This window comes from Brevibacillus brevis NBRC 100599, assembly GCF_000010165.1.
GTDB classification, from domain to species: Bacteria; Bacillota; Bacilli; order Brevibacillales; family Brevibacillaceae; genus Brevibacillus; species Brevibacillus brevis_D.
The window spans coordinates 4,665,348-4,691,873 of the sequence record NC_012491.1 but is presented as its reverse complement, the minus strand read 5'-3'; the positions used below and the strand labels follow the sequence as shown (position 1 = coordinate 4,691,873).

The following is a 26,526-nucleotide window of genomic DNA, read 5'->3' as shown; positions in this document are numbered from 1 at the left end:
CACTATTTTGTAACCGACAGAATGATCATGTTCGAGATGGAACGAGGAGGGCTCGTCGTGAAAATCGCAGTAGTAGGAAGCATCAATATGGATCTCGTAACCCATGTACAACATTTGCCTAAAGCAGGAGAAACGATCGCAAGCCATCACTTCGAGCTGATCCCGGGTGGAAAGGGAGCGAATCAGGCAGTAGCAGCGTCTCGTCTGGGTGCGCATGTCTCCATGATTGGAATGGTAGGAGAAGATGAGAACGGCCGGGTCATGCTGGGAGGACTAACAGATGCGCAGGTTCACATAGAGGGGATCAAATGCTCAGGTACGACAGGCATGGCTTTTATCAATGTAAGTGATGATGGGGAAAACAACATCGTGCTTGTTCCAGGAGCGAATGCACTCGTCAGCACTGAGCATATTGCTGACAATCTGTCTATTTTAAAGGACAGTGACGTTGTATTGCTCCAACTGGAAATCCCGATGCCTGTCGTGGAATATACAGTCAAAGAGGCAGCTCGACTCGGCAAGCTGGTCATTTTAAATCCGGCACCTGCACGCGAGCTATCCAGTGAGCTATTAACCCATGTACATACCCTAACCCCGAATGAAACAGAGCTTTCCATTCTCACAGGAATGCCTGTATCCACGATAGACGAAGTGCATGCCGCAGCCAAAAAGCTTTTGTCTGGTGGACCAAAGCGCGTCATCGTGACGTTGGGAGAAAAGGGCGCTCTCTTAATAACCGCTGATGAAGCGACCCATATCCCGGCGTTCCGCGTAGAGCCAGTGGATACAACTGCGGCAGGCGATTCCTTTACAGCTGCTTTTGCGGTTGGGATCACACAAGGAATGACCGAAACCGAAGCGGCCACTTTCGCTAGCAAAGTAGCTGCGATTGTCGTTACTAGGAACGGTGCTCAACCATCCCTGCCTACTTTCGATGAAGTACAAGCATATTCTTTTTAATGGGGGAAAATGATGGAGAAGGTCAATGTAGCTGAAAAGTTTACGTTATTCCATGAGTATTGGAATCCCAAGATTGCAGGCGAAATCAATGACTCCTATGTAAAGCTGGTGAAATTGAAAGGAGAGTTTGTCTGGCATCAGCATGAAAATGAGGATGAGATGTTTTTGGTAGTGAAAGGGAAACTGCTTATTAAGTTTCGCGATAAAGATGTTTGGTTAAACGAAGGGGAATTTCTCATTGTTCCAAAAGGTGTAGAGCATATGCCAGTTGCAGAGGAAGAGGTTCATGTATTATTGCTTGAACCAAAGACGACGCTGAATACTGGTGATCAAGTAAACGAAAAAACAGTAACAGATTTAGAGACGATATAATCAATGATCGAGCCTATTTTGAAAGATGATTTTCAAAATGGGCTTTTTCTATAGGCATGGTTTTGTACAGTTGCAACCATTTCATTTGTTGACCGAACGGTACATAATGTGTAAGATTTCCATAACAGTTGGAGACGAAAGGAGGATTCCGGTGAGCAAACGCGGCAGACCACGTGATTTTGATTACACATCTATCGTAGATGTGGCCATGAAAACATTTTGGTCAAAAGGCTACAATGGTTGCTCTACGCATGATTTATGCAGTGATACTGGACTAGGGAAAGGCAGCTTGTACAATACGTTTGGCAGCAAACAAGACCTGTATCTTGCAGTGGTGGAACACTATCACGATACCGGGATTCGTGAACAGCGGGCGTTATTGGAAGGTCCGGATTCCGTGAAAGAACGGTTGCAAAATTTTTTAGCGTGGGCATTCGTGGAAGACTTTCAATCAACGAATCCAAAGGGATGCTTGCTGATCAATGCGGGATTGGAACGTGCAAAAGACGATCCCAAGATTGAAGAAATCGTCTCCAGGCATGTTGAACTTCTGAAGGATACCATGGAAAAAGTGATGGAGGAAGGCTTGCGAACGGGTGAAATCTCTCAAAAACGATCTGCGGTGGATTTGGCAAGCCTATTTTTAAGCAGTTACTACGGCTTTCGTGTATTGAATACTTCCACACAGAATCGGACATTGGCTGAACAAATTATGAAGGGGACCATGGAATCTATCTTTGGCGCGTAATGCGCTCTTTTTTTGAGTGATTTTTGTACCGATTGTTACAATAATAAGTGGGGAGGGTTTCTTTATGCCGTCGATGATTTATTTGTTAGCGGTAGCGATTTTTGCAATGACGACTTCTGAATTTATGGTGGCAGGGATGATGAATGAGCTTGCCGATGATTTCGGCGTATCGATTTCATCCATCGGGTATTTCATTACGGCGTATGCGGGTGCAATGGTGATAGGGGGCCCGCTACTAACGGCAACGCTCCTGCACATTCGCCGAAAACAAGCGTTGCTATCATTGATTGCCGTCTTCTTTATTGGTCAAACGTTAGGAGCAATGGCTTGGAATTACGAGTCAATGATGCTTGCGCGTATCTTAACGGGTATTGCCTCATCCGCTGCGTTTGGCATCTCTGTCAGTATTTCAGCCGGCTTGGTTCCCCCTCATTCACGGGGAAAGGCCGCTTCGATTGTTTTGGCAGGCTTAATGATTGCTACTGTCGTAGGACTCCCGCTGACAACCGTGATTGCACAATATTTCGGCTGGAGAATGAGCTTTTGGGCTGTTGCTATCGTCGTATTGCTATCAGGGATTTTGATTCAATGGCTGCTCCCTTCCTCCACACAAAAAGATCGGATGAACGCAAAGGATGAGCTTGCCAGTTTTCAAAATCCACACCTTTGGGCCGCGTATGCAACGAGTATGCTAATCATTGGCGGTACCTTCGCAGCGTTTAGTTATTTTACTCCGATTCTTACGGATGTAACGGCATTTTCGGATGCGAGCATCCCGTATTTGCTTGCCCTTTACGGCATCGCGACCGTGATCGGAAATATCGTGATTGGCAGACTTGCTGATCGTTTTACCATGCGAATCCTTGTAACAGGATTAAGCATCCTCTTAGGGGCATTGGTTCTGTTTGCGGTAGGTGCCGAAAATAAATGGATCGCGGTGCTGTCCATTGTTCTGATTGGGTTGACGGGTGTAGCGATGAATCCGGCCATGATTGCACGCGTCATGAATACAGCAGGCAGTGGGACGATGGTAAACACGGTGCATACTTCCTTTATTACCTTGGGTGTTGCCATTGGATCTTTCTTAGGCGGGATCGGGATCAGCAGTGGCTATGGACTTGTTTCACCATTGTGGGTAGGTGCTTGTTTCGCCGTTATCGGGTTACTTTCAATCGTTCCTTACCTGCAAAAGAGCAAAGTGTAAAAAACCATACAATCCCTCTTGAAAGTCAAAAAAGGTCAAACTATAATAAAGTCAACGAAGGTCAGAAAAGGTCAAAGGTCTTCTGAATTCCAAAACAACGCTTTTGGGGGGATTGAATATGCATTGTGAAATCTGCAAACAACGAGAAGCAACTGTGACTGTTCATATACGTGTACAAAATCAGCAACAAAAATACGATCTGTGCCAGGATTGCAAAACAAAGCTGACCAACAAAATGGGAGTGGGTATGGGCTTTAGTCCTTTCTCCTCCTTCTCTGGACTGGATGAGTTCCTGCAAGGCTTTGCTCAAGGCCAGATGAATCCGGGCAAAGCTTCCGGTCAACCGCAGCGACAAGCGCCAGAACGCGGTGGGGGCATCCTCGATGACCTGGGCCGTAATCTAAACGATGCGGCACGTGCCGGACTAATTGACCCTGTGATTGGACGCGAACAAGAAATCGAGCGTGTCATCGAGATTTTGAACCGTCGGAACAAAAACAATCCGGTTCTGATCGGGGAGCCAGGGGTCGGGAAGACGGCGATTGCGGAAGGCCTCGCTCTGCGCATTACGGAAGGGCAAGTACCGACCAAGCTGAAAAACAAGCAGGTGTACATTTTAGATGTCGCCTCTCTAGTTGCAGGAACGGGTATTCGCGGACAGTTCGAGGAAAAAATGAAGCAAGTGATTGCCGAGCTGCAAAAACGCAAAAACGTCATCTTGTTTGTGGATGAGATTCATCTCTTGGTGGGGGCAGGCTCTGCGGAAGGATCTATGGATGCAGGGAACATTCTGAAGCCTGCACTGGCTCGCGGTGAGTTGCAGCTGATTGGGGCAACTACGTTAAAAGAGTACCGCGTGATTGAAAAAGACGCTGCTCTGGAGCGCCGCCTGCAGCCAGTCATGGTCAAGGAACCAACCGTAGAACAAGCCATCGAGATTTTGAAAGGTTTGCGCCCGAAATACGAAGCATTCCACCAAGTCGCTTACTCGGATGATGTCATCCGTGCCTCCGTGGAATACTCCCATCGTTACATCCAGGATCGATTCTTGCCTGACAAGGCGATTGATCTCATGGATGAAGTGGGCTCGCGTTTGAACCTGAGATCCTCCGTGATGGATACGTCAGAGTTACATGAGCGTCTTGCGCAAATCAATCAGGAGAAAAAGGAAGCGACGGAGCAAGAAGCTTACGAACGTGCTGCCCGTCTGCGAGACGAGGAAGCGGGCATTTTAGAGAAGCTGGATCAAATCGAGGGCAAGGACCAACGCGTCAAGGTTGATGTCACAGACATCCAAGCCTTGATCGAGCAAAAGACCGGGATTCCTGTTACCAAGCTGCAAAGTGATGAGCAGATGAAAATGAAAAACCTGGCAGCTCATTTGGAAGCAAAAGTCATTGGCCAGTCCGAGGCAGTCACACAAGTAGCGAAGGCGATTCGACGCAGTCGGGCAGGTCTGAAACCGAAAAACAGACCGATTGCTTCCTTCCTGTTCGTCGGTCCGACTGGCGTAGGGAAAACAGAGCTGTCCAAAGCGCTGGCAGAGGAGCTGTTTGGTACCCGTGATTCCATGATCCGCCTCGATATGAGCGAGTACATGGAGAAGCACTCGGTATCCAAATTGATCGGTTCTCCTCCTGGCTACGTCGGTCATGAGGAAGCAGGTCAGCTGACTGAGCGCGTACGCCGCAATCCGTACAGCATTATCCTGCTGGATGAGATCGAAAAAGCACATCCGGACGTAATGCACATGTTCCTGCAAATTTTGGAGGATGGCCGTCTGACAGATAGTCAGGGCCGTACGGTGAATTTTAAGGAGACGGTCATCATTGCGACGAGCAATGCCGGTGTGATCGAGCGTAAAATCTCCGTTGGCTTTGGAGCACAAGCGCCCGAGCCTGCCACCGTGCTGGATTCTCTGGGAGCGTACTTCAAGCCGGAGTTCCTGAACCGCTTCGACTCGATCATTTCCTTTGCTCATCTGGAAAAACAGGATTTGGTCAAAATCGTCGATCTGCTGCTGCAAGATGTCATGGGCAATCTGTCTGAGCAAGGAATGGAGATCAGCGTGACAGATGCCGCAAAAGAAAAGCTGGCTGAGCTGGGCTACAACCCTGCCTTCGGGGCACGTCCATTGCGCCGCGTGATTCAGCAATATGTTGAGGATGGCATTGCGGATCTGGTGATGGAAGAAGACAATGTGACAGCAATGGTCATTGATGTCGAGGATGATGTAATTCGAGTGAAAAAAGGTTAACAGTTGTAAAAAAAGAAACCCCGATTGGGGTTTCTTTGCTTTTTAAGATCTTCTTTATTTATTCATGAGTTTCTCATTGATGCCATTGCTGACGCCATTACTTTCCATTTTCAGCTGGCGGCGCTTGGCGACAATTTTCTTCACCCATAACCCGATCAAGATGAGCGGCACCACGGTGAGAAAGATATAGAGAGAAACGTTATGGACCATATTTTCCGCCATTTTACCGTAAAAATAGAACAAGAGTCCAACTGCGTAAAATTTGACTGCCCGTCCAATTGCGGCATACCCGATCAATTTCCACAACGGGAATTTCAAGCAACCCGACATGATTGTAAATACTTTAAACGGAATCGGTGTAAACGAACCGATGAAGATCGCGACTTCGCCCTTCTTTTGAAACATCTCTGTGGCAGAGTCAATCCATTCCTTCTTGAGGAGTTTGTACAGAACGGATTTGCCTAGTACTTTACCGATAAAATAACCGACGGGAGTCCCTATGAGACAAGCGATGTAGCCTACCGTAGCAATCCACAATGCCTGCGAAGGGTCAACGAGGCTGAGTGGCACTTGAAGAAAGAAGGCAGGAACGGGAAAGATGACTGCGTCTGCAAAAGAATGGATGAACATTCCTAAATAGCCGTATTCCATTAAGAAATCTAAAATGTTCTGAAGCATCTATTTCTCCTTTGTCATTCTATCGTTAACTGCCAGTCATCAACTCAATTAAGTATGTGTATAGATGCGATTCTACTTCAAACTGGCCGACTATGGAACGAATTTTTTTTGATATGGATTCACTAATTATACAATGAAATACCCCAATCCCTGCATCCTGAAACAATTTATACCAGAGAATCTTCCGGGTAAACCATGTTCCTTGTATCTGATAATACGATGTAGATCGTTTTCTGGTTACTGTTCCATTATCGAGATTTTATTGTTGTCCAAAAACGCACCCCCGCCGGATTTTATCTAAGACTTAAGGCGGATAGGTTAACGGTGCATGCGGCGTAGCACATCCATCAACACATCAATTCCTTGCTCAATCACTGTTTCCTTGGCATAGGACACATTCAGCTTTAACATATTTTCTTGCGGAAAGCCCAGCAAGTAATTTTTGTCAGTAGCATCCACAAGGATCGAGCGTTTTTTGAGCTGGCTGATAACAGCTGAGACCGGAATAGAATCGTTCAACATAATATGCGTATGAATCCCCGGATACGCAAGGGGCTGAAAGGTGAACAGATGCTCTTCATTCACCGCAAACTGGTTCAAGGACGCCATCAGCAGGTTAGATCGCCGGTGATAGGAACTGCGTATCTTTTGCTTGTGTCGCTCAAACATTCCGCTTTTTAGGTAAATTTCCAGCGCAGCTTGAGATAGCATGGAGCTGTCGATATCCATGAGTCGTTTGTACTGGTTGAAGGAATCCTTTAGTGCATCAGGTATAACAGCTACACCCAGACGGAGCCCGGGAAAAATAATCTTGGAATAGCTTTTTACATAAATCGTGCGAGAAAAACGGTCATAGGCAAAGAGCGGATCGGCTTTACTGTCATGCTCAAGGTCTGCCATATAATCGTCTTCCACGAGATAGACGTCGTACTGCTGGGCAAGCTCCACAATGCGCTGCTTATCCTTTCGGCTGTATGACGTCCCGAGCGGGCTATGATAGCGAGGCATCGTATAGAAAAATTTGATTTCTCCCGTTCGGAAAATAGACTCTAGCTCTTCTAAATCGATTCCTTGGGCAGTCCGCTTGATCCCGAGAACAGGATGCTTGCGTACTTGCAAGCTTTCAATGAAAAGGTGGTAGCTGGGCTGCTCAATCAGAATCGTTTTTTTGCCATTTGGAAAAGGAAGACTACACAGCAAGGTTAGAGCTTGTTGGACACCGGAGGTAATGAAAATATTGCCCGGGTCCGTAAAAACCTGATGGTTCCCAAGCAGCTTGGCAACGACGGAAATGAGTGATGGCAGGCCTTGTGTAGTTCCGTATATGAAAAGATCGTTTTTATAGGTTTCAATCGCTTTATTGATGCAGTGTTGAAAGTCGACATAAGGAAAGAGGTCAGGATCGGGAGCAGAGGTCGCAAAATCGATTATCGACGTATCTGCGGGCTGTATCTTCCTTTGCTTTTTCACGACGTAGTAGCCGCTTCGGTCGACCGAATAGATGAGATGACGCTTTTCGAGTTCATCCAAGGTGCGGATAACGGTACTTTTGCTGCATTGGTAGCGAGTGGCGAGCTCCCGAATGGAGGGAAGCCGGTCTCCGTCTTGATAGGAGAGGCTTTCAATCAACGTTTCGAGTTCATTTTGAAGCTGCAAATATTTGTGCATCCAAAAAACATTCCCTTACGCGGAATTTGTATCGGTACAGTTACTCCTTTTTTGCATTGTAGCACGATTGATCCCCCATTACTATTAACCTAAGACGGCCGTCTGTAAAAAGTCCCCAGTAGGAGAGATACATACGATGAAAGACCAACAAAAAGCGATTCTTGCAGCATTACTGAACGCGGGGATTACCGGCTTATCGTTTTTGTTTCTGAAAATGGCACTCGCTGTAACCAATCCGGTTGATACTTTGGCACACCGTTTTACCGTGGCATTTATCGTTGCTTCTATCCCGATCCTGTTTGGGTGGATCAAGCTGTCCATCAAACCAAAAGACATGCTCACGATTATTCCGCTCGCCATGCTGTACCCCATTCTGTTCTTTACCCTTCAGGCGTTTGGACTGGTGTATACCACTTCGTCTGAGGCGGGGATTATTCAAGCAACCGTTCCGATTTTTACCATGGTCATGGCGGCATTCTTTTTGGGAGAGTCTTCTACGTGGCTGCAAAAGCTGTCCACGCTTTTATCCGTCGGAGGTGTCGTGTACATTTTTGCAATGAAGGGGCTGGGTGTAAGCTCAGGCTCAGGGAGCAGTATCGGTACCATTCTCATCCTGTTATCCGCGTTTTCTTTGGCGGGATATAGTGTTCTGGCGAGGAAAATGACAAAGTCCTTTCATTATATAGACATGACGTATATGGTGGCGTTACTCGGATTTTTGTTTTTTAACGGCTGGTCAGTCATTCGCCATAGTGCGGAGGGGACTTTATCGACCTATTTTGTTCCTTTCGCCAGTTCGACATTTATCATCTCGATTGTATTTTTGGGGATTCTGTCCTCGCTCATGACGTCCTTTATGACCAACTTTGCCTTGTCCAAGATGGAAGCATCCAAACTCAGCGTGTTTAACAATTTGTCTACGTTGGTTACGATCGTGGCAGGCGTTATCTTTTTACAGGAACAACTGGCATACTACCATCTCATTGGCGCAGTGATGATTATTATCGGGGTGATTGGGACGAATTTCCTAGGGGCAAAATTTAAAAAACAGAAGCACACGCCTCAATCGAAATCTACATCTGTGTGAGAAAAAGAGAAAGGATACGCAACAGAGCGAATGTTTATTCATTGGCTCTGTTTGTTTTTGAGGAGGAATCGTTCGTGAAACTGTTTACAAATCGTATCATACACGATATAGTTACCTAGATTGTGAGTATAATGACATATGGTGAGATGACGGAATGAAAAAAATTATACATCTGGATTCGATTGAAAAGAGATTTGCAGATACTGTCGTCGTCCCCTCTTTTTCTCTCTCCATTGAAGAAGGGGAGTTTTTGACGTTACTCGGCCCCAGTGGCTGTGGGAAAACGACACTGCTGCGAATGATTGCTGGCTTTGAGCAGCCAACGACCGGGGAAATTTTCCTAGACGAAAAGCCCCTCAGCCATGTGCCGCCATATCAGCGCGATATGAACATGGTGTTCCAGCAATATGCTTTGTTTCCACACATGACCGTGGAGCAAAACATCCTGTTTGGCTTGAAAATGAAAAAAGTGAACGCAGCTGAACAACAAAAGCGTTTGGAGGAAGTACTTCAGTACGTCCAACTGACAGAATTGCGTAAACGTACGCCAAAGCAGCTATCTGGCGGACAACAGCAACGTGTAGCAATCGCACGGGCGATTATTAACAACCCACGCGTTCTGCTTCTGGACGAGCCTTTAGGTGCTTTAGACTACCAATTGCGAAAAAGCTTGCAGCTTGAACTGAAAAACTTGCAGAAAAACCTAGGGATAACGTTCATTTACGTTACCCATGACCAAGAAGAAGCGATGGCGATGTCCGATCGAATCGCGGTCATGAACAAGGGACGAATTGAACAGATTGCTTCTCCAGCAGAGATTTACAACTCCCCGCAAACCTTGTTTGTGGCTACCTTTATTGGGGAAAACAACATTTTCCGGGAAAACGGAACGAATGCAGCTGTACGTCCGGAAAAGATCAAGTTGTACCCGGTTGACTGCGACAAGGACAAGCACAAGAAGCTGGGCACCATTGCTGACGCGGTGTTCCTCGGCAATTTGCGCAAGGTATTTATCCGCCTTGAGGGGCAGGATATGACCGTAATGGCACACCAGTACGCAGGTGACGGTCTGGACTGGCAGGTGGGAGATCAGGTGGCCATTGGCTGGGCACAGACGGACGAGGTGATCCTTCCTTGTTAAACAAGAAGCCGGTAAAACTGCTCGCGCTTCCCGCCCTTTTGTGGATGGGTGCGCTTTTCGTTCTGCCTATGCTTATGATCGCCATACTGTCTTTCCTCAAAAGAGGCACGTACGGACAAGTTGTCTATGAGTTTACGCTGAACAATTACATCCGTATTTTCGATCCGCTGTATGGCCAAATTTTTTGGGATACGTTGGTCGTAGCGGTTTTGACAACTGTATTTTCGATTTTGTGCGGTTATCCGTTGGCGTATTACATTTCACGGCTGGAAAAATCGACTCAGCAAATATGGCTGTTGCTCGTGATGATTCCGTTTTGGATCAATTTCTTGGTCCGTTCCTATGCGTGGGTAATCATCCTGCGTTCGCAAGGCGTAATCAATACGTTCCTGGAGTCGCTGGGCATTATTTCGGAGCCGCTGCCGCTTCTGTACAATTCGGGTTCTGTTCTGCTCGGGATGGTGTACACGCTTATGCCGTTCATGGTACTGCCGATTTATGTGTCACTGGAGCAGATGGATCGCCGCAAGCTGGAAGCAGCGTATGATCTGGGTGCAACACCTTGGAAGGCTTTCTGGCATGTGACTTTGCCAATGACCAAGACAGGTGTCGTCACTGGATCGATTCTCGTATTTGTTTCTTCCATCGGGATGTTCGTCGTTCCGGATGTCATGGGAGGAGCGAAATCGGCTCTGATCGGAAACGTCATTCAAAATCAATTTTTGTCTGCCCGTGACTGGCCGTTTGGATCTGCCTTGTCCATCGTGCTGATGCTATTGTCCATGCTATTGATTCTTCTTTATTTCCGCGCTACCAAAGCGAGCGAGACAAAGGAGGGATCAGCATGAAAACATTACGTCGAAACGCACTATCTGGATACTCATGGCTGATGCTGGTCTTTTTGTATCTGCCAATCTTGATCCTTGTCCTTTATTCGTTCAATGATTCACGGATCAACGCTACGTGGACTGGTTTTACGTGGAAGTGGTATGTTTCTTTGTTTGAAAACAGGCAGGTCATGCAAGCGCTGATGAACAGTTTGACGATTGGGGTTATCAGTAGCGTCATTGCAACGGTATTGGGTACGGCTGCTTCTCTGGCGGTCAAGCACTTTTCCCTGCGTTGGAGCAATATCTTCAACGGGTTAATGTACTTGCCGATTGTCATCCCGGAGATCATGATGGGGTTGGCTATGCTCGTGCTATTTAGTCAGGTACAGATGGAGCTGGGGAAAGTGACCCTGATCCTGGCGCATGTTACGTTTAGCATGCCCTATGTGATGGTTATTATTTCTGGACGTTTGGCTGATATGGGCAAAGAACTAGAAGAAGCGTCCCAAGATTTGGGAGCAACTCCATGGGAGACATTGCGCTATGTGACGCTGCCCCTGATCATGCCAGGGATCATCGCAGGCTTCCTGATGTCGTTTACCCTGTCGCTGGACGATTTCATTATTTCGTTCTTCGTGGCTGGTCCGAATTCGACTACATTGCCACTCTACATTTATGGGTTGGTAAAACGAGGCGTCTCGCCAGAAGTGAATGCACTCTCGACACTTTTGATCGTGAGTACCGTGCTGTTGGTTGTGGTGGCAGAGATTTTTCGCCGCAAAGACTCGAAAAATAATCAATCCATCTTTTAGAACCATCATGGAGTTTTCATAAGGCAATCCCATAACTGATTTGGAGGTTGAGAGGAAAAAATGAAACGTTTCAAGTCCTTGATGATCGGCGCTCTGACCGCCGTACTTGCGGTGACTGCTGTAGGCTGCTCATCGTCATCTGAGCAAGAGCAACAAGTATTGAATATTTACAGCTGGGCAGACAACTTCGACCCAGACGTCATCAAAGGTTTTGAGCAAAAATTCAACGTGAAGGTCAACTATGATGTATACGGCAGCAACGAAGAAATGCTGGCAAAAATTCAAGCGGGTGCATCTGGTTACGACCTGATCCAACCTTCCGACTACATGGTAGGTACCATGATTCAGCTGGGTCTCCTGGAAGAACTGAACAAAGCGAACATCCCGAACATGGGCAATATCGTGTCTACGTTCAAGACACCTCCTTTTGACAAAGAAAACAAGTATTCACTCGTATATACATGGGGAATTACCGGGATCGCTTACAACAAGAAATATGTAAAAGAAACCCCGACAAGCTGGAATGATCTGTGGAACGAAGCTTACAAGGGCCGTGTCATCATGCTGAATGACCCTCGTGAGGTTATGGGAATGGCACTGATCAAAAATGGCTTCTCCAATAGCACGACGAACAAAGAGGAACTGGAAAAGTCCTTTGCTGATTTGAAAAAAGTAGTACCGAATGTTGTTGCTTTTGATACAGACAACATCAAGCAAAAGATGATTGCGGAAGAAGCATGGATCGGAACGGTTTGGTCCGGCGACGCGGCTTTCATTCACGCACAAAATCCAGATGTAGAGTACGTCATTCCGAAAGAGGGCGCAACGATCTGGGCAGACACGATGGCAATTCCAAAGGGTGCTAAGAACAAGGAAATGGCTGAGAAGTTCATCAACTACCTGATGGACCCAGAGGTCAGTGTGAAAAACTACGAGTCTATCGGCTACAGTAACCCGAACGAAAAAGCATACCCACTGCACAGTGAAGAATACCGTGCCAACAAGATGGTCTTCCTGGATACAGCAGACATTGCCCGTGCGGAGTGGCTGGTGGATGTAGGAGAAACCTTGCAGCAATACGACCGCTACTGGACTGAAATGAAGAGCGGCAGATAAATAGTGGTGAACGAACCGAGATGGAGCATTTCCGTCTCGGTTTTTTTTGTTTTTATTTTGTCTGGGAGCCTACTCTTCGGCTTGAAAGGGGAATAGAGCGAGGGCATTGGAAAAATAATAAGGGGACACCATATATTGGGGCAAACATAAGATGACAACCAACATGATATCTGAATCCGTTAGCGAGACGCGAGAAAAATTATGGGATCACATGCGAAATCCGCGAATGGTGTTTCGTACCCTTTCTTGTGGAACCAATAGCTTGTTGCTAGCCTACCTACCCTATCTAGTCGATACGGTCATTCTTCAGCAGGTGTTGCTTCCCTATTTCGAAAGGTTACCTGACGAAAAGATCGATCCTGATACGATTTTGGGGAATGTTCCTGTTGCTCATGTCACCAAAACCATGGATTACAGACAAGTCAGCGATCATCTCGTGAGGGGATGGATTTACCTTCAAATAGAAGGAATGGCGTGCGGGCTTCTTCTCTACGTAGCAAGAATACCGAGTCGTTCTTTGGGAGAGGCTCAGGTCGAAACCCAGATTTTCGGTCCTCAGGTTTCTTTTACAGAAGACTTGGAAACCAATTTAGGGGTTCTACAGGGATATCTTTCAACTGATTTGCTTACCAACGTAACTATTACGATTGGGAAACGTAGCAGGACGAATGTGGAAGTATGTTACATGGAGGAACTGGCTGCTCCAGAAAATGTTCAAACCGTCATTCAGCGTTTACGCGATCTAGATATAGACGGCGTGATTGACAGTGGAAAATTGGTTCAACTGATTGATGACAATACGTTCTCTATTTTTCCGCAGTTAATCCTAACCGAACGACCTGATCATGTAAGTGAAGCCCTGTTAGAAGGAAAGGTTGCCGTGTTTGTGGAGGGAAGCCCGTTTGCTATCGTCGGTCCCAGTTCCTTCGTGGACTTTTTTAAGTCGAATGAAGATCTTTATATCCGGTGGCAAATGGCTTCCTTCATTCGATTGTTACGTTTCTCGGCCCTTTTTGTCTCTTTGTTTTTTACTGCTACTTATGTGGCTGCACTTACGTTCCATTATGAAATGATTCCATCTGCTCTCCTTGTATCGCTCGTAAAGTCTCGTTCCAAGGTACCTTTTCCCCCCTTGTTTGAAGCTTTGCTGCTTGAGATGATTATTGAATTCTTGCGGGAGGCTGGAGCGAGACTTCCTTTTAAAGTTGGACAAACGATAGGGATTGTCGGCGGTATCGTAATTGGACAGGCAGCCGTTGCAGCGGGTTTTACCAGTAACATATTGATCATGATTGTGGCGCTCAGTGCATTAGCTTCCTTTACTTTTCCTTCCTACATGATGAGTACGGCAGTACGCATCCTCCGCTTTCCGATTATCGTGTTAGCTGGGATTTGGGGAGGGTTTGGTATTATGCTAGGCGCGTCTTTTCTCTTGATACACATCCTGCGTCAATCAAGTCTGGGACGTCCGTTTTTTCTTCCCTTTTTTCCTTTTCGCTTGCAGGATATTAAAAACAGTCTGATCCGGTTTCCTTTTTACTCTCTCGGCAAGCGTCCGGCTATGACACGTTCTCCTGACGATACCCGTGTGCCTGATGAGGCCAGGAAAAAAAGACCAGTTCAGTAGTTAGGTGTTGAATGAGAATGTCAATGTCACGGTCCACTTTTCGTCGAAATACTCACATGGCTATCAGCGTATCGCTTGCGTTATTTATGGTTCATAGCAATCAGGTTGGAATCGGCATAGCGGGTGTCCAACGCTTTATTTATGATAGGGTGCAGCAAGACGCCTGGATTTCGGTCATAATAGCAGGCATTATGACACATATAGCAGCATGGTTCATGCTGAAAATCTTAGCGAAATTCAAAGATATGGATTTGTATGACATTCATCAAACGGTATTTGGAAAATGGCCTGCACGTGTTCTTAATTTCATCTTTATCGTATATATCATGGGCTCTGCCTTAACGATCTTGAGAGGGTACATCGAGATTATTCAGTCATGGATGTTTCCAGGAGTGCCTTCTTGGGTATTAAATGCCTCCTTGCTTTGCCTAGCCATTTATGGAGTGACGGGTGGCATTCGGGTGCTGGCTGGCATTAGCTTTTTTTCTGTCGGGTTGACGGTTTGGCAGTTACTGCTCTTGGTTTACCCCATGCAATACGCCGATTTTCATTTATTGCAGCCAGTCTTTCATCATGATCTTGTAGAGCTTATGGACGGTGCGAAGAAGATGTCTTTTTCCATCATCGGATTTGAGATTATTTTGTTCATCTATCCGTTTGTGAAGGAAAAGGAAATGCTACCGCGATATGTACATGGTGGCCTGTTTATGACCACCTTCTTGTATGTGGCAGTCATGCTGGTTACACTCTTGTACTTTCAAGGGGAGCAGCTTCAGCATCTTATCTGGGCAACGCTAATGATGATGAAAATTGTAGAGTTTCCGTTTTTGGAGCGTTTTGAGTTTGTGTCGATCTCACTGTGGATGCTCATCATGCTGGATAATTTGCTGATGAACCTGTGGGTAGCCATGCGGGGGGTCCACCATATTAGTGGGGTCAAGGAGAGAATGGCCCTTATCGGGATTGTTGGTGTTATGTTTTTTGCTAGCAATTTTTTGGAAACACGCCAGTCGATTAATCTCATCACGGATATTTTCGGTGGAGTAGGTTTCTATATCATTTTTATTTATCCCATCGTGCTTTATGTAGTGATTCGGCTGTTTCGGAAGGGGGCGGTCCGAACATGAAAAGGTTACGGTTGCTCGTTTACTACTTAGCAGTGGTCGTGTTATTGAACGGCTGTGGGGAGCAGCACGTATTAGAAAAATTGGGACTGGCAGTTGCAGTGGGGTACGATCTTAGTAAAGACGGAAAGCTATTGGGTACCACGGTATTTTATCAAATTGACCCGGAGGCACGTGAGTTGGTCACCGTCATTTCGGGCACAGCGCATACGAGCAAAGGACTTACCGTTTCACAGAACAGGGAGTCTTCCAAAAAAATTGTAGGAGGTCAAATTCGCGTCGTGGTCTACCACGATGAGTTAGCTCGTAAAGGAATCCTGTCTCTTGTGGAAAACTTAACGCGTGATGCCTCCATCGGAAGCAATGTCTATTTAACAGTAGCCAAAGGAAGAGCGTATGATATTTTGACACATCGCTATCCCGAGAACAGCAACATTGGAATATACCTCTATCAAGCCATACGGCAGAATGTCGAAGGGGAGAACATGATCTCCTCGAAACTTCATGAGTTCATGAAAGATTATTATGCAATCGGGAAAGATCCCGTGATGCCTTATATCGAAAGAGTAGAGAATGAATTGCATATTAATCAAATTGGTTTATTTCGAGATCAAAAACTGGTGGCAGAGATTACATCAAGGGAGGGATTTTTCCTCAAGATATTACGGGAGCGCTACAATAAGGGTGAATTGGAAATAAACATCTCCCTCGATAAAAAGCGTTTTTTTACTGTCATTGAACATATCTCAAGCAAAAAGCAAATAAAAGTGTTGGATTTGGAGAAACCAAGATTTTCTGTGAAAGTCAATATGACAGCGCAGATTCAGGAAATGGCTGAAAAAATCGATTTATCCAAGCCTGAGCAGTTGAAAAAGGTACAAAAAGCAATCGAGCTGGCGGTTAAAAAAGAGATGGAGCATTTACTGGAAAAGTTTAGAAAGCAAGATGTAGACCCGGTAGGATTTGGGGAAATCTACAATATAGCCAGTCAAAGAAGCGGGAAAAAGAAAATGAGTAAGGATGAATGGCGGGAAATCATGAAAAGGGCGAAATTTGATGTCGATGTCAAGATCAAGATTTTACGTACAGGAGTCATTGGGTAATCGGAACAAAAATACATAGACAAGCTACAACCCCGGGTGAGATAGTGAGGGGGAGGTGAGAAAAAATGGAAAACAGGCAGTCTGTACAAACCGGCTTTCTCGAAGCAAATGGCGCACGCATTTACTATGAAGTAGCAGGGGAAGGCGAACCGCTCTTATTGATCCACGGCTTCAATCTGGATACAAGGCTATGGGATGCCCAGCTGCAAGCATTTGCACAGACATATAAGGTCGTTCGCTTTGATATCCGCGGGTTCGGTAAAACACTGGCGACTGACGTTCCTTATACCTTGTACGATGATGTGAAAGCGGTTCTGCAAGGGCTTGGTATCGAAAAAGCGCATGTGGCTGGGCTTTCGTTTGGGGGAATGGTGGCGCAGGAGTTCGCCCTTGCTTATCCGCAGATGGTGAACAGCTTGATTCTGGTTGCATCCGGCTTGTTTGGTCACCCAAGAAGTGAACAAAGGCTGCACGATGTAGAACGCTTCAATCAAGTATGTCAGCGTGGCACGACAGAGGAAGCGTTGGAAATGACGACACAAATGTGGTTTGACGGTCCTGGTCAGCCGGTAAATGAGCAAGCTCGCGAAGCACGTAACCGCTTTAAAGAAATAAACAGACACGCCTTTTCGCTGCCGGAGTTTGGAGTCGGATTGGAGACTTTATCCCCATCACCAATCGAGCGCTTGGAAGAAATCAAAGCCCCGACACTCGTTATTGCAGGAGGGCGGGATTATCCTGATTTTTTACAGATCGCCGATGTGTTAGGTGAGCGGATTACAGGCGCAAAAAAAGTCATCCTGCCTGATTCAGCACATATCCCACCGATGGATCAACCAGAGGTATTCAACAAGCTTGTCCTGGAATTTCTCGCACAAAACATTGTAAAATCATCCTAATACAGTTTGAAAAGGCACGGATCGGACAGAATTTCCGTTCATGCCTTTTTTTGTTTTCAACACTTTGCCACAACAGATAGCCCGATGGAGCCATATAGATTCTCGTACTAATCTGATAGGATTAAGGACGAAATAAGGAAGCAGGTGACAGGGTGACATACAACATCAGACAATATACGGTTGTGTTTTTGCTCGCCTTCTTACTTGTACTGACAACGGGTATGACAACTGCTTACGCCCACGCTGGCTTGATGAGCAGCTCCCCACAAGATGGTGAGGTACTGAAGGCGAATCCAGGACAAATATCTGCGCGGTTTACTGAAACTTTGGAGCCGGATCTTGTTAACGTGCGTCTATTTGATTGGAATGGCAAGGAAATAAAACTGGAGCGGCCGACATTGCAGCCGGGTGATGCCTCGCAGTTGAATGCGAATTTGCCGAGCGATTTGGCTGAGGGGACGTATTCGGTTATCGTGACGGTCGTTTCCGAGGACGGACATCCGATCTCAGAGAAGCTCACGTTTTCCATCGGACAAAAAAGTGCAGTGGTGGTTCCCCCAAATGAGCAAAAAGCAGATTCAAGCTACTTGATCATGTACCGCTATTTGGCGCAGGGAATTATTCTCGTCGGTGGCGGGTTGTATCTGGTAGCGTGGGCAGCACAGCGTCATGGTTTGCCTTCGCTTGCCCAGCTCATCGGGATTGGCAGACAAATCGGATGGAGTTTGGCGATCATCGGACTTATATTTTTGTGGTTCCTGTATGACGAATCGTTAACCACTGTATCACTCACGCAAGCACTATGGCAGATGGACGGGAACTTGCTCAGTCAGTCTCCGTTTGCGATCATGCTGCTGGTGTCCTTTGCCCTACTGTTATTGATTGCGATCCCCAATATGGTGTCTGGCTGGTATGTGGGAATCTGGGTTCTATTGATCAGCGCGCAAGCTTTTGGCGGTCATGCATGGGGCATTGCTCCTGTCTGGCTGTCGATTTTGCTGAGACTGTTGCATGTTTTGACGGTCGCTGTGTGGATGGGGGCACTTGTCTACTTGTTACTTACAGTCAAAGCGGTTGAACGAGGACAGGAGTCGTTCAAGAAGTTCTTTTTGCAGACAGTTGCGGTGGCGGCAGTGCTTGCCGTCGTGACGGGCGTTGTCATGCTCATCGTGCAGACGGATGTCATGAATATTATCCAGAGTGCAACAGCATGGAGTTATCTGTTATACGGAAAAATAGCAAGTGTCTGCCTCATGCTTCTTCTGGCCTTTAGGCAAACCAGACGCTGGCGGACGAAAAATTCCTTGAAGCCCGCTTACTTGCGTTGGGAGATTGTATTCGGGATTATCGCTATTCTGGCCGGACTTTGGATGAGCCAAATCAACTACCCAACTGCGGTGACAAATAATCAAGCCGTAATTCAAACAGATTCAAACTAGGGAGGATTTATACGATGAAAATGAAAAAATGGATGAGTAGTGTACTGGTAGCAGGTGCAGTTTTGACGTTGGCGACAGCAGCACAAGCACATGTGAACGTCTATCCGAAAGAGACTACTACAGGCTCCTATGAAAAATACACCGTGCGTGTTCCAGTCGAAAAAGACGTCAACACGACAAAAGTGAAGGTGGAATTCCCGGCTGGTGTTAAGGTAAATTCCGTACAACCGATTCCGGGCTGGTCCTACGAGTTCGAGAAAGATAAAGACGGTGTGAACACAGCACTTGTGTGGACAGCCACAGCAGGCGGAATCAAGGCGCATGAGTTCCAAGAGTTCACGTTTGTCGGGGCAAACCCAAAAGAAGAGGGCCAATTGGCTTGGAAGGCTTATCAGACCTATGCAAACGGCGAGGTTGTGGAATGGACAGGGGACAAGGATTCCAACACGCCAGCGTCTGTTACTACCATTAAGGCTGGTGTAGGCGAAGCAGGGCATGAGCATGGACAAGAACAAAAGCCGACAACCGCTCCTGCTGGGGAAGCGGCTGGTGCAGGCAGCAACAATACCTTGCCATTGGTACTTTCTGGTTTGGCGTTGCTGATCTCCATAGTTGGCCTGTTTAGAAAAAAAGCGTAAGTACTTCCTAATGAAGCTGTGCAGTGTGTCCAATCATACTGCACGGCTTTTTCCATTGTATGGGAATTAAAAACGTTCTATAATAGCTGTAATTACTTTCGGAGGTGTATATCACATGTTAAAAACACTATTCAGAGCAAGCAAGTACACGGAAGGAAAAATACGAACGGCAGCATGACGCGGACGCATTTTGCACAGTAGAGGATTGTAGAGGTACGATCAGTATGTGAAAACGGAACGCGTCATCTGCCTAAAAAAAGGTGGATACTGCTTCCATGTTCATGAATGCGACAAAAGTATATATGATCAAAAGTTTTTTGACTTCCCTGGCCAATACGACCATGTTCACGACCTATGCGCTTTACTACATTGTGACACTGGGCTTTAACCCGTTTGAATTGCTAGTGATCGGGACGGTATTGGAGTTATCCGTGTTGGTGCTTGAAGGGATAACAGGAGTCGTGGCGGATACGTACAGTCGCCGTCGCTCCGTCATTCTCGGGATGTTTTTTCTGGGAATCGGATTTGCGATGCAGGGGATTGTTCCCGCGCTTGATGCTTGGATACCGATGATTTCTGTCTTTGGTTTGGTGTTGTTTTCGCAAGTCGTCAGTGGTCTTGGGTATACGTTTATCAGTGGAGCGGATACTGCATGGATTGTAGATGAGGTCGGGGAAGAGAAGATCGGTACGATTTTCATGAAGGCCAAGCGCTACTCCTTGTTTGGGAATCTGCTCGGGATTGCACTTAGTGTGGCATTGGCAACACTCGCTCCCAATTTGCCTTACCTCATAGGTGGCCTCATGTATCTGGGGCTTGGCGTCTTTCTGATTCTGTTCATGAAGGAGACCGGATTTATTCCTCGTGAACGTGAGCAAGGTGCTTCCCACGTGAAGGAAATGATTCAGACGTGGACTTCGGGTGCCAAAGTAATTCGCAGTCAGCCGATTCTCATGCTGATCTTGTTCGTGACGCTATTTACGGGTGCAGCCTCAGAAGGGTATGACCGTTTGTGGGAAGCGCATTTGATCGCAGAAATTGGTTTTCCAGAGTTTGCTGCTATTTCGATGCCCATGTGGTTCGGGATCATTGCCGCACTTGCAAGCTTGCTCGGCCTCATCGTCGTAGGCGTTGTGGAAAAAAGATTGGATGTGAACAATGAGCGGGTTGTCCTTGTAGGCATGTTCACGTTGACGGGGCTCAAAATTGCAGCAATGATAGCTTTTGCCTTTTCTCCTAGCTTTAGCTGGGCATTAGTTGCATTGCTTTTGATCAGTGTGATCCAGTCATTGAGCAATCCGCTGTATGATACGTGGCTCAATTTAAACATTGAAAGCAATGTGCGAGCGACGGTTTTGTCGATGATGGGCCAGTCCAATGCGTTGGGACAAACGGCAGGTGGTCCGGCTGTCGGATGGATTGGGACGCGTTTTTCGATTCGCGCTTCGCTCGTTGCAGCGGCGATCTTGTTGGCACCGATTCTGATTGTGTTCGGACGTGCGCTTAGGAGGCGCTGAGTTGTAACAAGCATAAGGCATGTGTCCATTTTTAGGACGCATGCCTTTTTGGTTGGGGCAATAGTTGGGTGGCGAAGCGCATCGTGACTGAGGTTGTCGATGCTCTTTTCATCCCAGTCGTCACGAAGAATGAGATCAGGATGCACGGCGAGCACCTTCTCTACCGTGTGTGGTGTATCTTCACACTCTGCGATTTCATCAATCTTCTGAAGTCTTGACTTTTTTTGGTATAATCAAGAAAAAATAATCTTTCAAAATAGAGACAGGTGTGGAGCATCGTATGGAAGATAAATTAACATTGATTAAAGTTTTTGCTGGCACAAGTTCGCAGGAAACAGTTTTAGAAGAGCTTCCTGCAGAATACCTAAGCGATCAAAAATTCAAATTATGTGCATCTCCAGGGCTAGCTCTCGGTCTTGCGAAAGGAGATACAATAAAACTCCATCCCAACGGAGATTTTGAGTTAATAAAGCATGGCGGTAATTTCTGTATTCAAATTTACAAAGAGCAGCCTATCAAAGAAAAGATAGAAGCAGTTGAATCTATAGTTAAAAAAGAACTATCAGGCTCTCTAGATGGATTTTATAATGGTTCACTCGCGTTTACTGCTCCAATCAGTAATGGATTTCATGCAACCAATCATACGTTTAATAAAATTAGAGACGTCCTAGAAGCAGAGTACTATTACTCTAATATTTACAAGAATCCATATGATTTTGAAGATGAAGAGTTAGTTAGTTGGGCTAGAGATCTGGATTAATCGTCTGAAAACGTCAGTTCTTCGGCACTCCGCACTATCTCTGGGATGGGGACTCGTATGTGTTTATGGGTCTCTTTTTCTTTTGTAAAGGGGAACTTGAGAACCAGTGTTCTCTTTTAGTATGATGATCTCAACAACAAGAAGACACATTTTGTGGTGGTGACAGCCTGATGATTCAGGAGTTGAGAAGGTACGCAGCGAGGCAGCAAGCAGTGGAGATCATCTATTTGAAGAAGGATGGAGAGGCTAGCAGGCGTACGATTCGTGTGGTTCATATCGATGGGAACAAAGGGAGCTTGAAAGCATACTGTTATAGGAGGAAGGCGTATCGTGTATTTGTGTTAGAAAACATTTTGGCGATCGCACCTGTGTCAGGGTATTTTGCCGGATAAAAAGGAATCATCCTCCACGCCCCCAGCCTATTCCAGCTATACTATGTTATACTAAATAGGTAAACAACTTCAAAAAAGAGGAAGGGCGGGGACAACAATGGAGTTCTTCATTGTCATTGTCATCATGTTCTTGATCGTAGTGTTTGTCTTAGCGTCCAAAGCTGCAGAAGGCGGAAGTGGGCGCTCTCATTCCTCTTCAGACAGCGGGGGCGGAGCCTTCTATGTAGACAGCTCTCATAATCACCATCATCGAAGTCATGATTCAAATGATCGTTGGGATAGCTATGACAGCGGAAGCGATAGTGGTGGTGGCGGAGATAGCGGAGGCGGCGGCGGGGGAGATTGACGCTGTTGCATTTTGTTTCATTATGGTACAATAATTGGGAAATATGATTCCAAACCTGAATGGTAGGTTTGCTAAAGGAGAGATGTTTTATGGTAGTCATCAAATTTGTTCAGAGTGTCGTAGTCGGGGTCACGGGAATCCTCCTTTCAAGCGAACAGTAATATCGTTCACCAAATGAGGATTCGACTGTGACTGGTTCTGGCTGATAGCCATATATCTAACCAATTGCAGGGGGAATCCGCAGTGAATCAAACAACCAATCAACAAGTATTGCAATCTATGGGCTGGAATGAGTATTTTGCTAATCATTTTACCCCTTATGCTGAGCAAGGCTTCAGTGTGGGACGTATCACACTTGAACATAAACGTATTTATCGTCTGTGGAGTGAGCATGGCGAGCTCCTAGGCGAGGTAACAGGTAAGCTTCGTTATGAGGCAACCGGACGAGAAGATTTTCCGGCTGTCGGGGACTGGGTAGTGATCAGTGCCCGCCCAGAGGAAAAGAAAGCCTCGATCCACGGACTTCTTCCACGTAAGAGCAAGTTTTCCCGCAAGGTAGCTGGGGATACAGTGGAAGAGCAGATTGTGGCTGCGAACGTCGATACGGTTTTCCTCGTGAATTCCTTAAACAATGATTTAAATCTACGCAGGATTGAACGCTATCTCATTCTTGCGTGGGAAAGTGGAGCCAATCCGGTGATTGTGCTATCCAAAGCAGATTTGTGTGACGATCTGGATGCATGTATGGCAGAGATAGAATCAATCGCGATCGGAGTACCTGTTCACGTAGTCAGTGCTGAGCAGGGAGAAGGACTGGATCAGCTCGCACCGTATTTGGGCGAGGGCCAGACGATTGCCTTGATGGGTTCCTCTGGTGTTGGAAAATCCACGTTGATCAATAAATTGAGCGGAGCGGAGATGCAAAAAGTCAGTGGCGTGCGTGAAGGTGATGACCGTGGCCGCCATACGACGACTCATCGCGAACTGTTCCGATTGCCGAGTGGTGCTCTTATGATCGATACACCGGGTATGAGGGAACTCCAGCTCTGGGAGGCAGATGAGGGCTTCCGCGGTGCCTTTGACGATATCGAGTCCATTGCGGAAACATGCCGTTTCAATGATTGCAAGCATATGCGCGAGCCCGGCTGTGCTGTTCAAGCTGCTATCAATGATGGATCATTGGAAAAGGCACGCTTTGACAGTTACCTAAAGCTCCAACGCGAATTGGCACATCTGGCACGCAAAGAAGACGCAAGGCTTGCTGCTGCTGAAAGGGATAAATGGAAGAAGCTCAACGTTCAAATGCGGGAGAAAAAACCAAAGAGATAAGTACGTGAGCCCTTGAGAAATCAGGGCTCTTTCCTTTAATCGGGCAAGTAAGCGCTTCCTTTTTCTTTCAAAAATTAACGCTTGCTACCAACGCGAGAGTTATGATAGATTTGGTCAATACTCGTTATTACACTTCGAAAAAGATAGGTAGCTCGTATAATTTTGGGAATAAGGCCCAACCGTTTCTACCAGGTGACCGTAAATCACCTGACTACGAGTGAAAGTGCGTCTAGGGTTCCGTCTCTTTCTTTCCTATTTCAATCATAGGGTTGAAAGAAAGCTGGTCCGAGCGGCGCAGGCACGAATGATGTGTCACACCTAAGGGATAAAAGCCCAGAGGGACAGTTTCACTTGGCGTTGGTTCGTTACGTAGCCCGCTTGTGACACTGTCCACTCTGGGCTTTCTATATTTCAGCAGGCCGCAAGTAAAAATGGCCGGAACGATATCTGAGGAGGAAGAACTGATGAAAGAATTACAAGAGCGCATCGTACAGGATGGCAAGGTACTGTCGGCATCCGTTTTGAAGGTGGATGCGTTTTTGAACCACCAGGTAGATCCGCAATTGACGATGAAGATCGGGCAACGCTTTGCCGAGTTGTTCGCTGGTGAAAACATTACAAAAGTCGTGACGATTGAGGCAAGTGGAATTCATTTTGCTATGGCAACTTCCTTTGCTTTGGGTGTTCCCTTTATTTATGCGAAAAAGAAAAAAGCTGTCACGCTGACAGAGGAAGTATATTCTGCTCCTGTTCATTCCTTTACCCGTCAGGAAACGTACCAAATCAGTGTTTCCCGTCAGTATTTGTCCAAAGAAGACCGCGTATTGATTGTCGATGACTTCTTGGCTACGGGAGCTGCTCTGGTAGGGCTTACGAATATTGTCAAAGATGCCGGTGCTCATCTCGTTGGAGTGGGCGCTGTTATTGAAAAAAGCTTCCAGGAGGGCCGCGGTCTCTTGGAGCAAGCTGGCGTACGAATCGAATCATTGGCACGTATTGAATCGATGTCACCAGAAGGCATTCATTTTATTGAAGAAGAGCCTGCTCGCGTATAATCAAAAAATCAATAGGAGGTAAGGGTTCACTCATGCTAGCCAAACATAAAATTGTTACTTTGGGCTTACAGCACATTCTTGCCATGTATGCAGGAGCCGTCGTCGTACCGTTGATCATCGGTGGTGCTTTGAATCTGACTCCTACGCAAATCGCTTATTTGATTGCTGCTGACCTTTTCACATGCGGAATCGCGACGCTCTTGCAAGTTCTTGGTACACGTTATACGGGGATTCGCCTTCCTGTTGTGCTAGGCTGTACGTTTACAGCAGTAGGACCGATCATTGCGATTGCGTCTACGAGTAATCTAGCGACCGCTTACGGTGCCATCATCATATCGGGTATATTCGTTGTCTTGGCAGCTCCACTGTTTGGCAAGCTGCTGCGCTTTTTCCCAACCGTGGTACAAGGTTCAGTTGTTACAATCATTGGACTGTCGCTCATTCCCGTTGCGATGAACAACGCAGCTGGCGGACAAGGCATGCCGGACTTTGGACAACCGCACAATTTGCTTTTGGCTTTAGGAACGTTGGTTATCATTTTGCTTATTAATCGTTTCTTTACCGGTTTTATTCGTGCGATTTCTGTTCTGCTCGGCTTGATTGTCGGTACGGCTGTCGCTTACACGATGGGGATGGTCAGCTTCGCGAATGTTGCGGAAGCCTCTTGGTTTAGTGTGGTTGAACCGTTTTACTTCGGTACACCACAGTTCAGTATTGTGGCCATTGTTACCATGATTCTCGTCAATATCATCAGCATGGCTGAGTCCACTGGTGTTTACTTTGCACTCGGTAAAGTGACCAATACAAAAGTGACGGATCATGATGTTGTCAAAGGATTGCGCGGAGAAGGTGTCGCAATCGTACTGGGTGGCATTTTCAACGCATTCCCTTACACGGCTTTTTCGCAAAACGTCGGTTTGGTTTCCTTGACTGGCATTAAATCGCGCGATGTGATGATTGGTGCCGGTGGAATCCTGGTCGTTCTCGGATTACTGCCAAAGCTGGCAGCTTTGACAACGGTCATTCCTAACGCGGTATTGGGTGGGGCCATGATCGCTATGTTCGGGATGGTTGTTGCATCAGGTATCAATATTCTTTCGCAGGTTGACCTGAGCAAAAACGAAAATCTGCTGATCGCTGCTTGCAGTATCGCTGTTGGACTAGGCTCTGCTGCGGTTCCGACGATGTTCGATCAACTGCCTACTTTGGCAAAAATGATGCTGCAAAATGGTATCGTGACAGGTTCTTTGACGGCAGTCATTTTGAATATCTTGCTTGTTCATACGAATAAAAAAGCATCTCAGACTGCTCCGGCAAATGTAACTGTTTCGGAAGCGTCTTAACATCATCAGATAATGAACCGTCGTTTCCTGGTTAGACAGGAGGTGGCGGTTTTCTTTTATCGTGGCTGCGGTGGGGAGAAG

General features: G+C 46.5%; 25 protein-coding genes and 1 riboswitch. Of the genes, 23 read left to right on the top strand and 2 right to left on the bottom strand.

Annotation, left to right across the window (positions count from 1 at the left end; genetic code table 11):
* Positions 1 to 57 precede the first annotated feature (57 nt).
* The 5 genes from rbsK to BBR47_RS22235 all read left to right on the top strand — a co-directional run bounded on the left by rbsK (position 58) and on the right by BBR47_RS22235 (position 5,541).
* Complete coding sequence (rbsK, locus tag BBR47_RS22255) at positions 58 to 960, top strand: ribokinase (RefSeq protein ID WP_015892676.1); 903 nt, start codon at positions 58 to 60, stop codon at positions 958 to 960.
* A 9-nt stretch (positions 961 to 969) separates the two neighbouring features.
* The gene (locus tag BBR47_RS22250; protein WP_015892675.1) at positions 970 to 1,332 is read left to right on the top strand and encodes a cupin domain-containing protein; all 363 of its coding nucleotides are present in this window, start codon (positions 970 to 972) and stop codon (positions 1,330 to 1,332) included.
* A gap of 151 nt (positions 1,333 to 1,483) precedes the next feature.
* A complete protein-coding gene (locus BBR47_RS22245; RefSeq protein ID WP_015892674.1) occupies positions 1,484 to 2,080 on the top strand; it encodes a TetR/AcrR family transcriptional regulator in 597 nt (198 codons plus the stop codon).
* Positions 2,081 to 2,144: 64 nt separating this feature from the next.
* The gene (locus tag BBR47_RS22240) at positions 2,145 to 3,284 is read left to right on the top strand and encodes an MFS transporter (protein WP_015892673.1); all 1,140 of its coding nucleotides are present in this window, start codon (positions 2,145 to 2,147) and stop codon (positions 3,282 to 3,284) included.
* Between the two features lie 118 nt (positions 3,285 to 3,402).
* Positions 3,403 to 5,541 carry an ATP-dependent Clp protease ATP-binding subunit gene (locus tag BBR47_RS22235; protein WP_015892672.1) on the top strand — a complete coding sequence of 713 codons (2,139 nt, stop codon included), beginning with the start codon at positions 3,403 to 3,405 and terminating at the stop codon, positions 5,539 to 5,541.
* A 54-nt stretch (positions 5,542 to 5,595) separates the two neighbouring features.
* Here the strand turns inward: BBR47_RS22235 and BBR47_RS22230 are convergent, their stop codons facing one another.
* A complete protein-coding gene (locus tag BBR47_RS22230; protein ID WP_015892671.1) occupies positions 5,596 to 6,219 on the bottom strand; it encodes a YqaA family protein in 624 nt (207 codons plus the stop codon).
* Between the two features lie 318 nt (positions 6,220 to 6,537).
* Entirely contained in the window at positions 6,538 to 7,887 is a 1,350-nt protein-coding gene (locus BBR47_RS22225) for a PLP-dependent aminotransferase family protein (RefSeq protein ID WP_015892670.1), read from the bottom strand.
* Between the two features lie 136 nt (positions 7,888 to 8,023).
* On the opposite strand from BBR47_RS22225, the gene BBR47_RS22220 reads away from it, so the two are divergent.
* The 18 genes from BBR47_RS22220 (at position 8,024) to BBR47_RS22135 (ending at position 26,445) form a co-directional block, all read left to right on the top strand.
* Positions 8,024 to 8,974 (top strand): DMT family transporter, encoded by a 951-nt coding sequence (locus tag BBR47_RS22220; protein WP_015892669.1) that lies wholly within the window; start codon positions 8,024 to 8,026, stop codon positions 8,972 to 8,974.
* Positions 8,975 to 9,128: 154 nt separating this feature from the next.
* Complete coding sequence (locus BBR47_RS22215) at positions 9,129 to 10,115, top strand: ABC transporter ATP-binding protein (protein WP_015892668.1); 987 nt, start codon at positions 9,129 to 9,131, stop codon at positions 10,113 to 10,115.
* A gap of 44 nt (positions 10,116 to 10,159) precedes the next feature.
* A complete protein-coding gene (locus BBR47_RS22210; RefSeq protein WP_050763866.1) occupies positions 10,160 to 10,963 on the top strand; it encodes an ABC transporter permease in 804 nt (267 codons plus the stop codon).
* Complete coding sequence (locus BBR47_RS22205) at positions 10,960 to 11,757, top strand: ABC transporter permease (protein WP_015892666.1); 798 nt, start codon at positions 10,960 to 10,962, stop codon at positions 11,755 to 11,757. Before BBR47_RS22210 ends, BBR47_RS22205 begins: the two co-directional genes overlap by 4 nt.
* Before the next feature lie 60 nt (positions 11,758 to 11,817).
* On the top strand, positions 11,818 to 12,873 hold the full coding sequence (locus tag BBR47_RS22200) for an ABC transporter substrate-binding protein (RefSeq protein WP_015892665.1): 1,056 nt from the start codon (positions 11,818 to 11,820) through the stop codon (positions 12,871 to 12,873).
* A gap of 151 nt (positions 12,874 to 13,024) precedes the next feature.
* Positions 13,025 to 14,500 (top strand): spore germination protein, encoded by a 1,476-nt coding sequence (locus BBR47_RS22195; protein ID WP_015892664.1) that lies wholly within the window; start codon positions 13,025 to 13,027, stop codon positions 14,498 to 14,500.
* 17 nt (positions 14,501 to 14,517) lie between these two features.
* On the top strand, positions 14,518 to 15,627 hold the full coding sequence (locus tag BBR47_RS22190) for a GerAB/ArcD/ProY family transporter (protein ID WP_231850508.1): 1,110 nt from the start codon (positions 14,518 to 14,520) through the stop codon (positions 15,625 to 15,627).
* Positions 15,624 to 16,727, top strand: a complete 1,104-nt coding sequence (locus BBR47_RS22185) for a Ger(x)C family spore germination protein (RefSeq protein ID WP_015892662.1) — start codon at positions 15,624 to 15,626, stop codon at positions 16,725 to 16,727. The genes BBR47_RS22190 and BBR47_RS22185 overlap by 4 nt, the downstream gene beginning before the upstream one ends.
* Before the next feature lie 65 nt (positions 16,728 to 16,792).
* Positions 16,793 to 17,626, top strand: coding sequence for an alpha/beta fold hydrolase (locus BBR47_RS22180; RefSeq protein WP_015892661.1), 834 nt, complete (start codon positions 16,793 to 16,795; stop codon positions 17,624 to 17,626).
* Positions 17,627 to 17,778: 152 nt separating this feature from the next.
* Entirely contained in the window at positions 17,779 to 19,065 is a 1,287-nt protein-coding gene (locus BBR47_RS22175; protein WP_015892660.1) for a copper resistance protein CopC, read from the top strand.
* A gap of 14 nt (positions 19,066 to 19,079) precedes the next feature.
* Entirely contained in the window at positions 19,080 to 19,703 is a 624-nt protein-coding gene (locus BBR47_RS22170) for a YcnI family copper-binding membrane protein (RefSeq protein ID WP_041749575.1), read from the top strand.
* Positions 19,704 to 19,978: 275 nt separating this feature from the next.
* Positions 19,979 to 21,220, top strand: a complete 1,242-nt coding sequence (locus BBR47_RS22165; protein ID WP_041749574.1) for an MFS transporter — start codon at positions 19,979 to 19,981, stop codon at positions 21,218 to 21,220.
* Positions 21,221 to 21,500: 280 nt separating this feature from the next.
* Positions 21,501 to 21,980 carry a DUF4265 domain-containing protein gene (locus tag BBR47_RS22160; protein WP_041749573.1) on the top strand — a complete coding sequence of 160 codons (480 nt, stop codon included), beginning with the start codon at positions 21,501 to 21,503 and terminating at the stop codon, positions 21,978 to 21,980.
* A gap of 170 nt (positions 21,981 to 22,150) precedes the next feature.
* Positions 22,151 to 22,372 carry a WYL domain-containing protein gene (locus BBR47_RS22155; protein WP_015892656.1) on the top strand — a complete coding sequence of 74 codons (222 nt, stop codon included), beginning with the start codon at positions 22,151 to 22,153 and terminating at the stop codon, positions 22,370 to 22,372.
* Positions 22,373 to 22,469: 97 nt separating this feature from the next.
* A complete protein-coding gene (locus BBR47_RS22150) occupies positions 22,470 to 22,718 on the top strand; it encodes a hypothetical protein (RefSeq protein ID WP_015892655.1) in 249 nt (82 codons plus the stop codon).
* 243 nt (positions 22,719 to 22,961) lie between these two features.
* Positions 22,962 to 24,047 (top strand): ribosome small subunit-dependent GTPase A, encoded by a 1,086-nt coding sequence (rsgA, locus tag BBR47_RS22145; RefSeq protein ID WP_041749572.1) that lies wholly within the window; start codon positions 22,962 to 22,964, stop codon positions 24,045 to 24,047.
* A 132-nt stretch (positions 24,048 to 24,179) separates the two neighbouring features.
* A riboswitch (purine riboswitch) is annotated at positions 24,180 to 24,281 on the top strand.
* Between the two features lie 230 nt (positions 24,282 to 24,511).
* The gene (locus BBR47_RS22140) at positions 24,512 to 25,102 is read left to right on the top strand and encodes a xanthine phosphoribosyltransferase (RefSeq protein WP_015892653.1); all 591 of its coding nucleotides are present in this window, start codon (positions 24,512 to 24,514) and stop codon (positions 25,100 to 25,102) included.
* A gap of 32 nt (positions 25,103 to 25,134) precedes the next feature.
* The gene (locus BBR47_RS22135) at positions 25,135 to 26,445 is read left to right on the top strand and encodes a nucleobase:cation symporter-2 family protein (protein ID WP_015892652.1); all 1,311 of its coding nucleotides are present in this window, start codon (positions 25,135 to 25,137) and stop codon (positions 26,443 to 26,445) included.
* Positions 26,446 to 26,526: the final 81 nt, after the last annotated feature.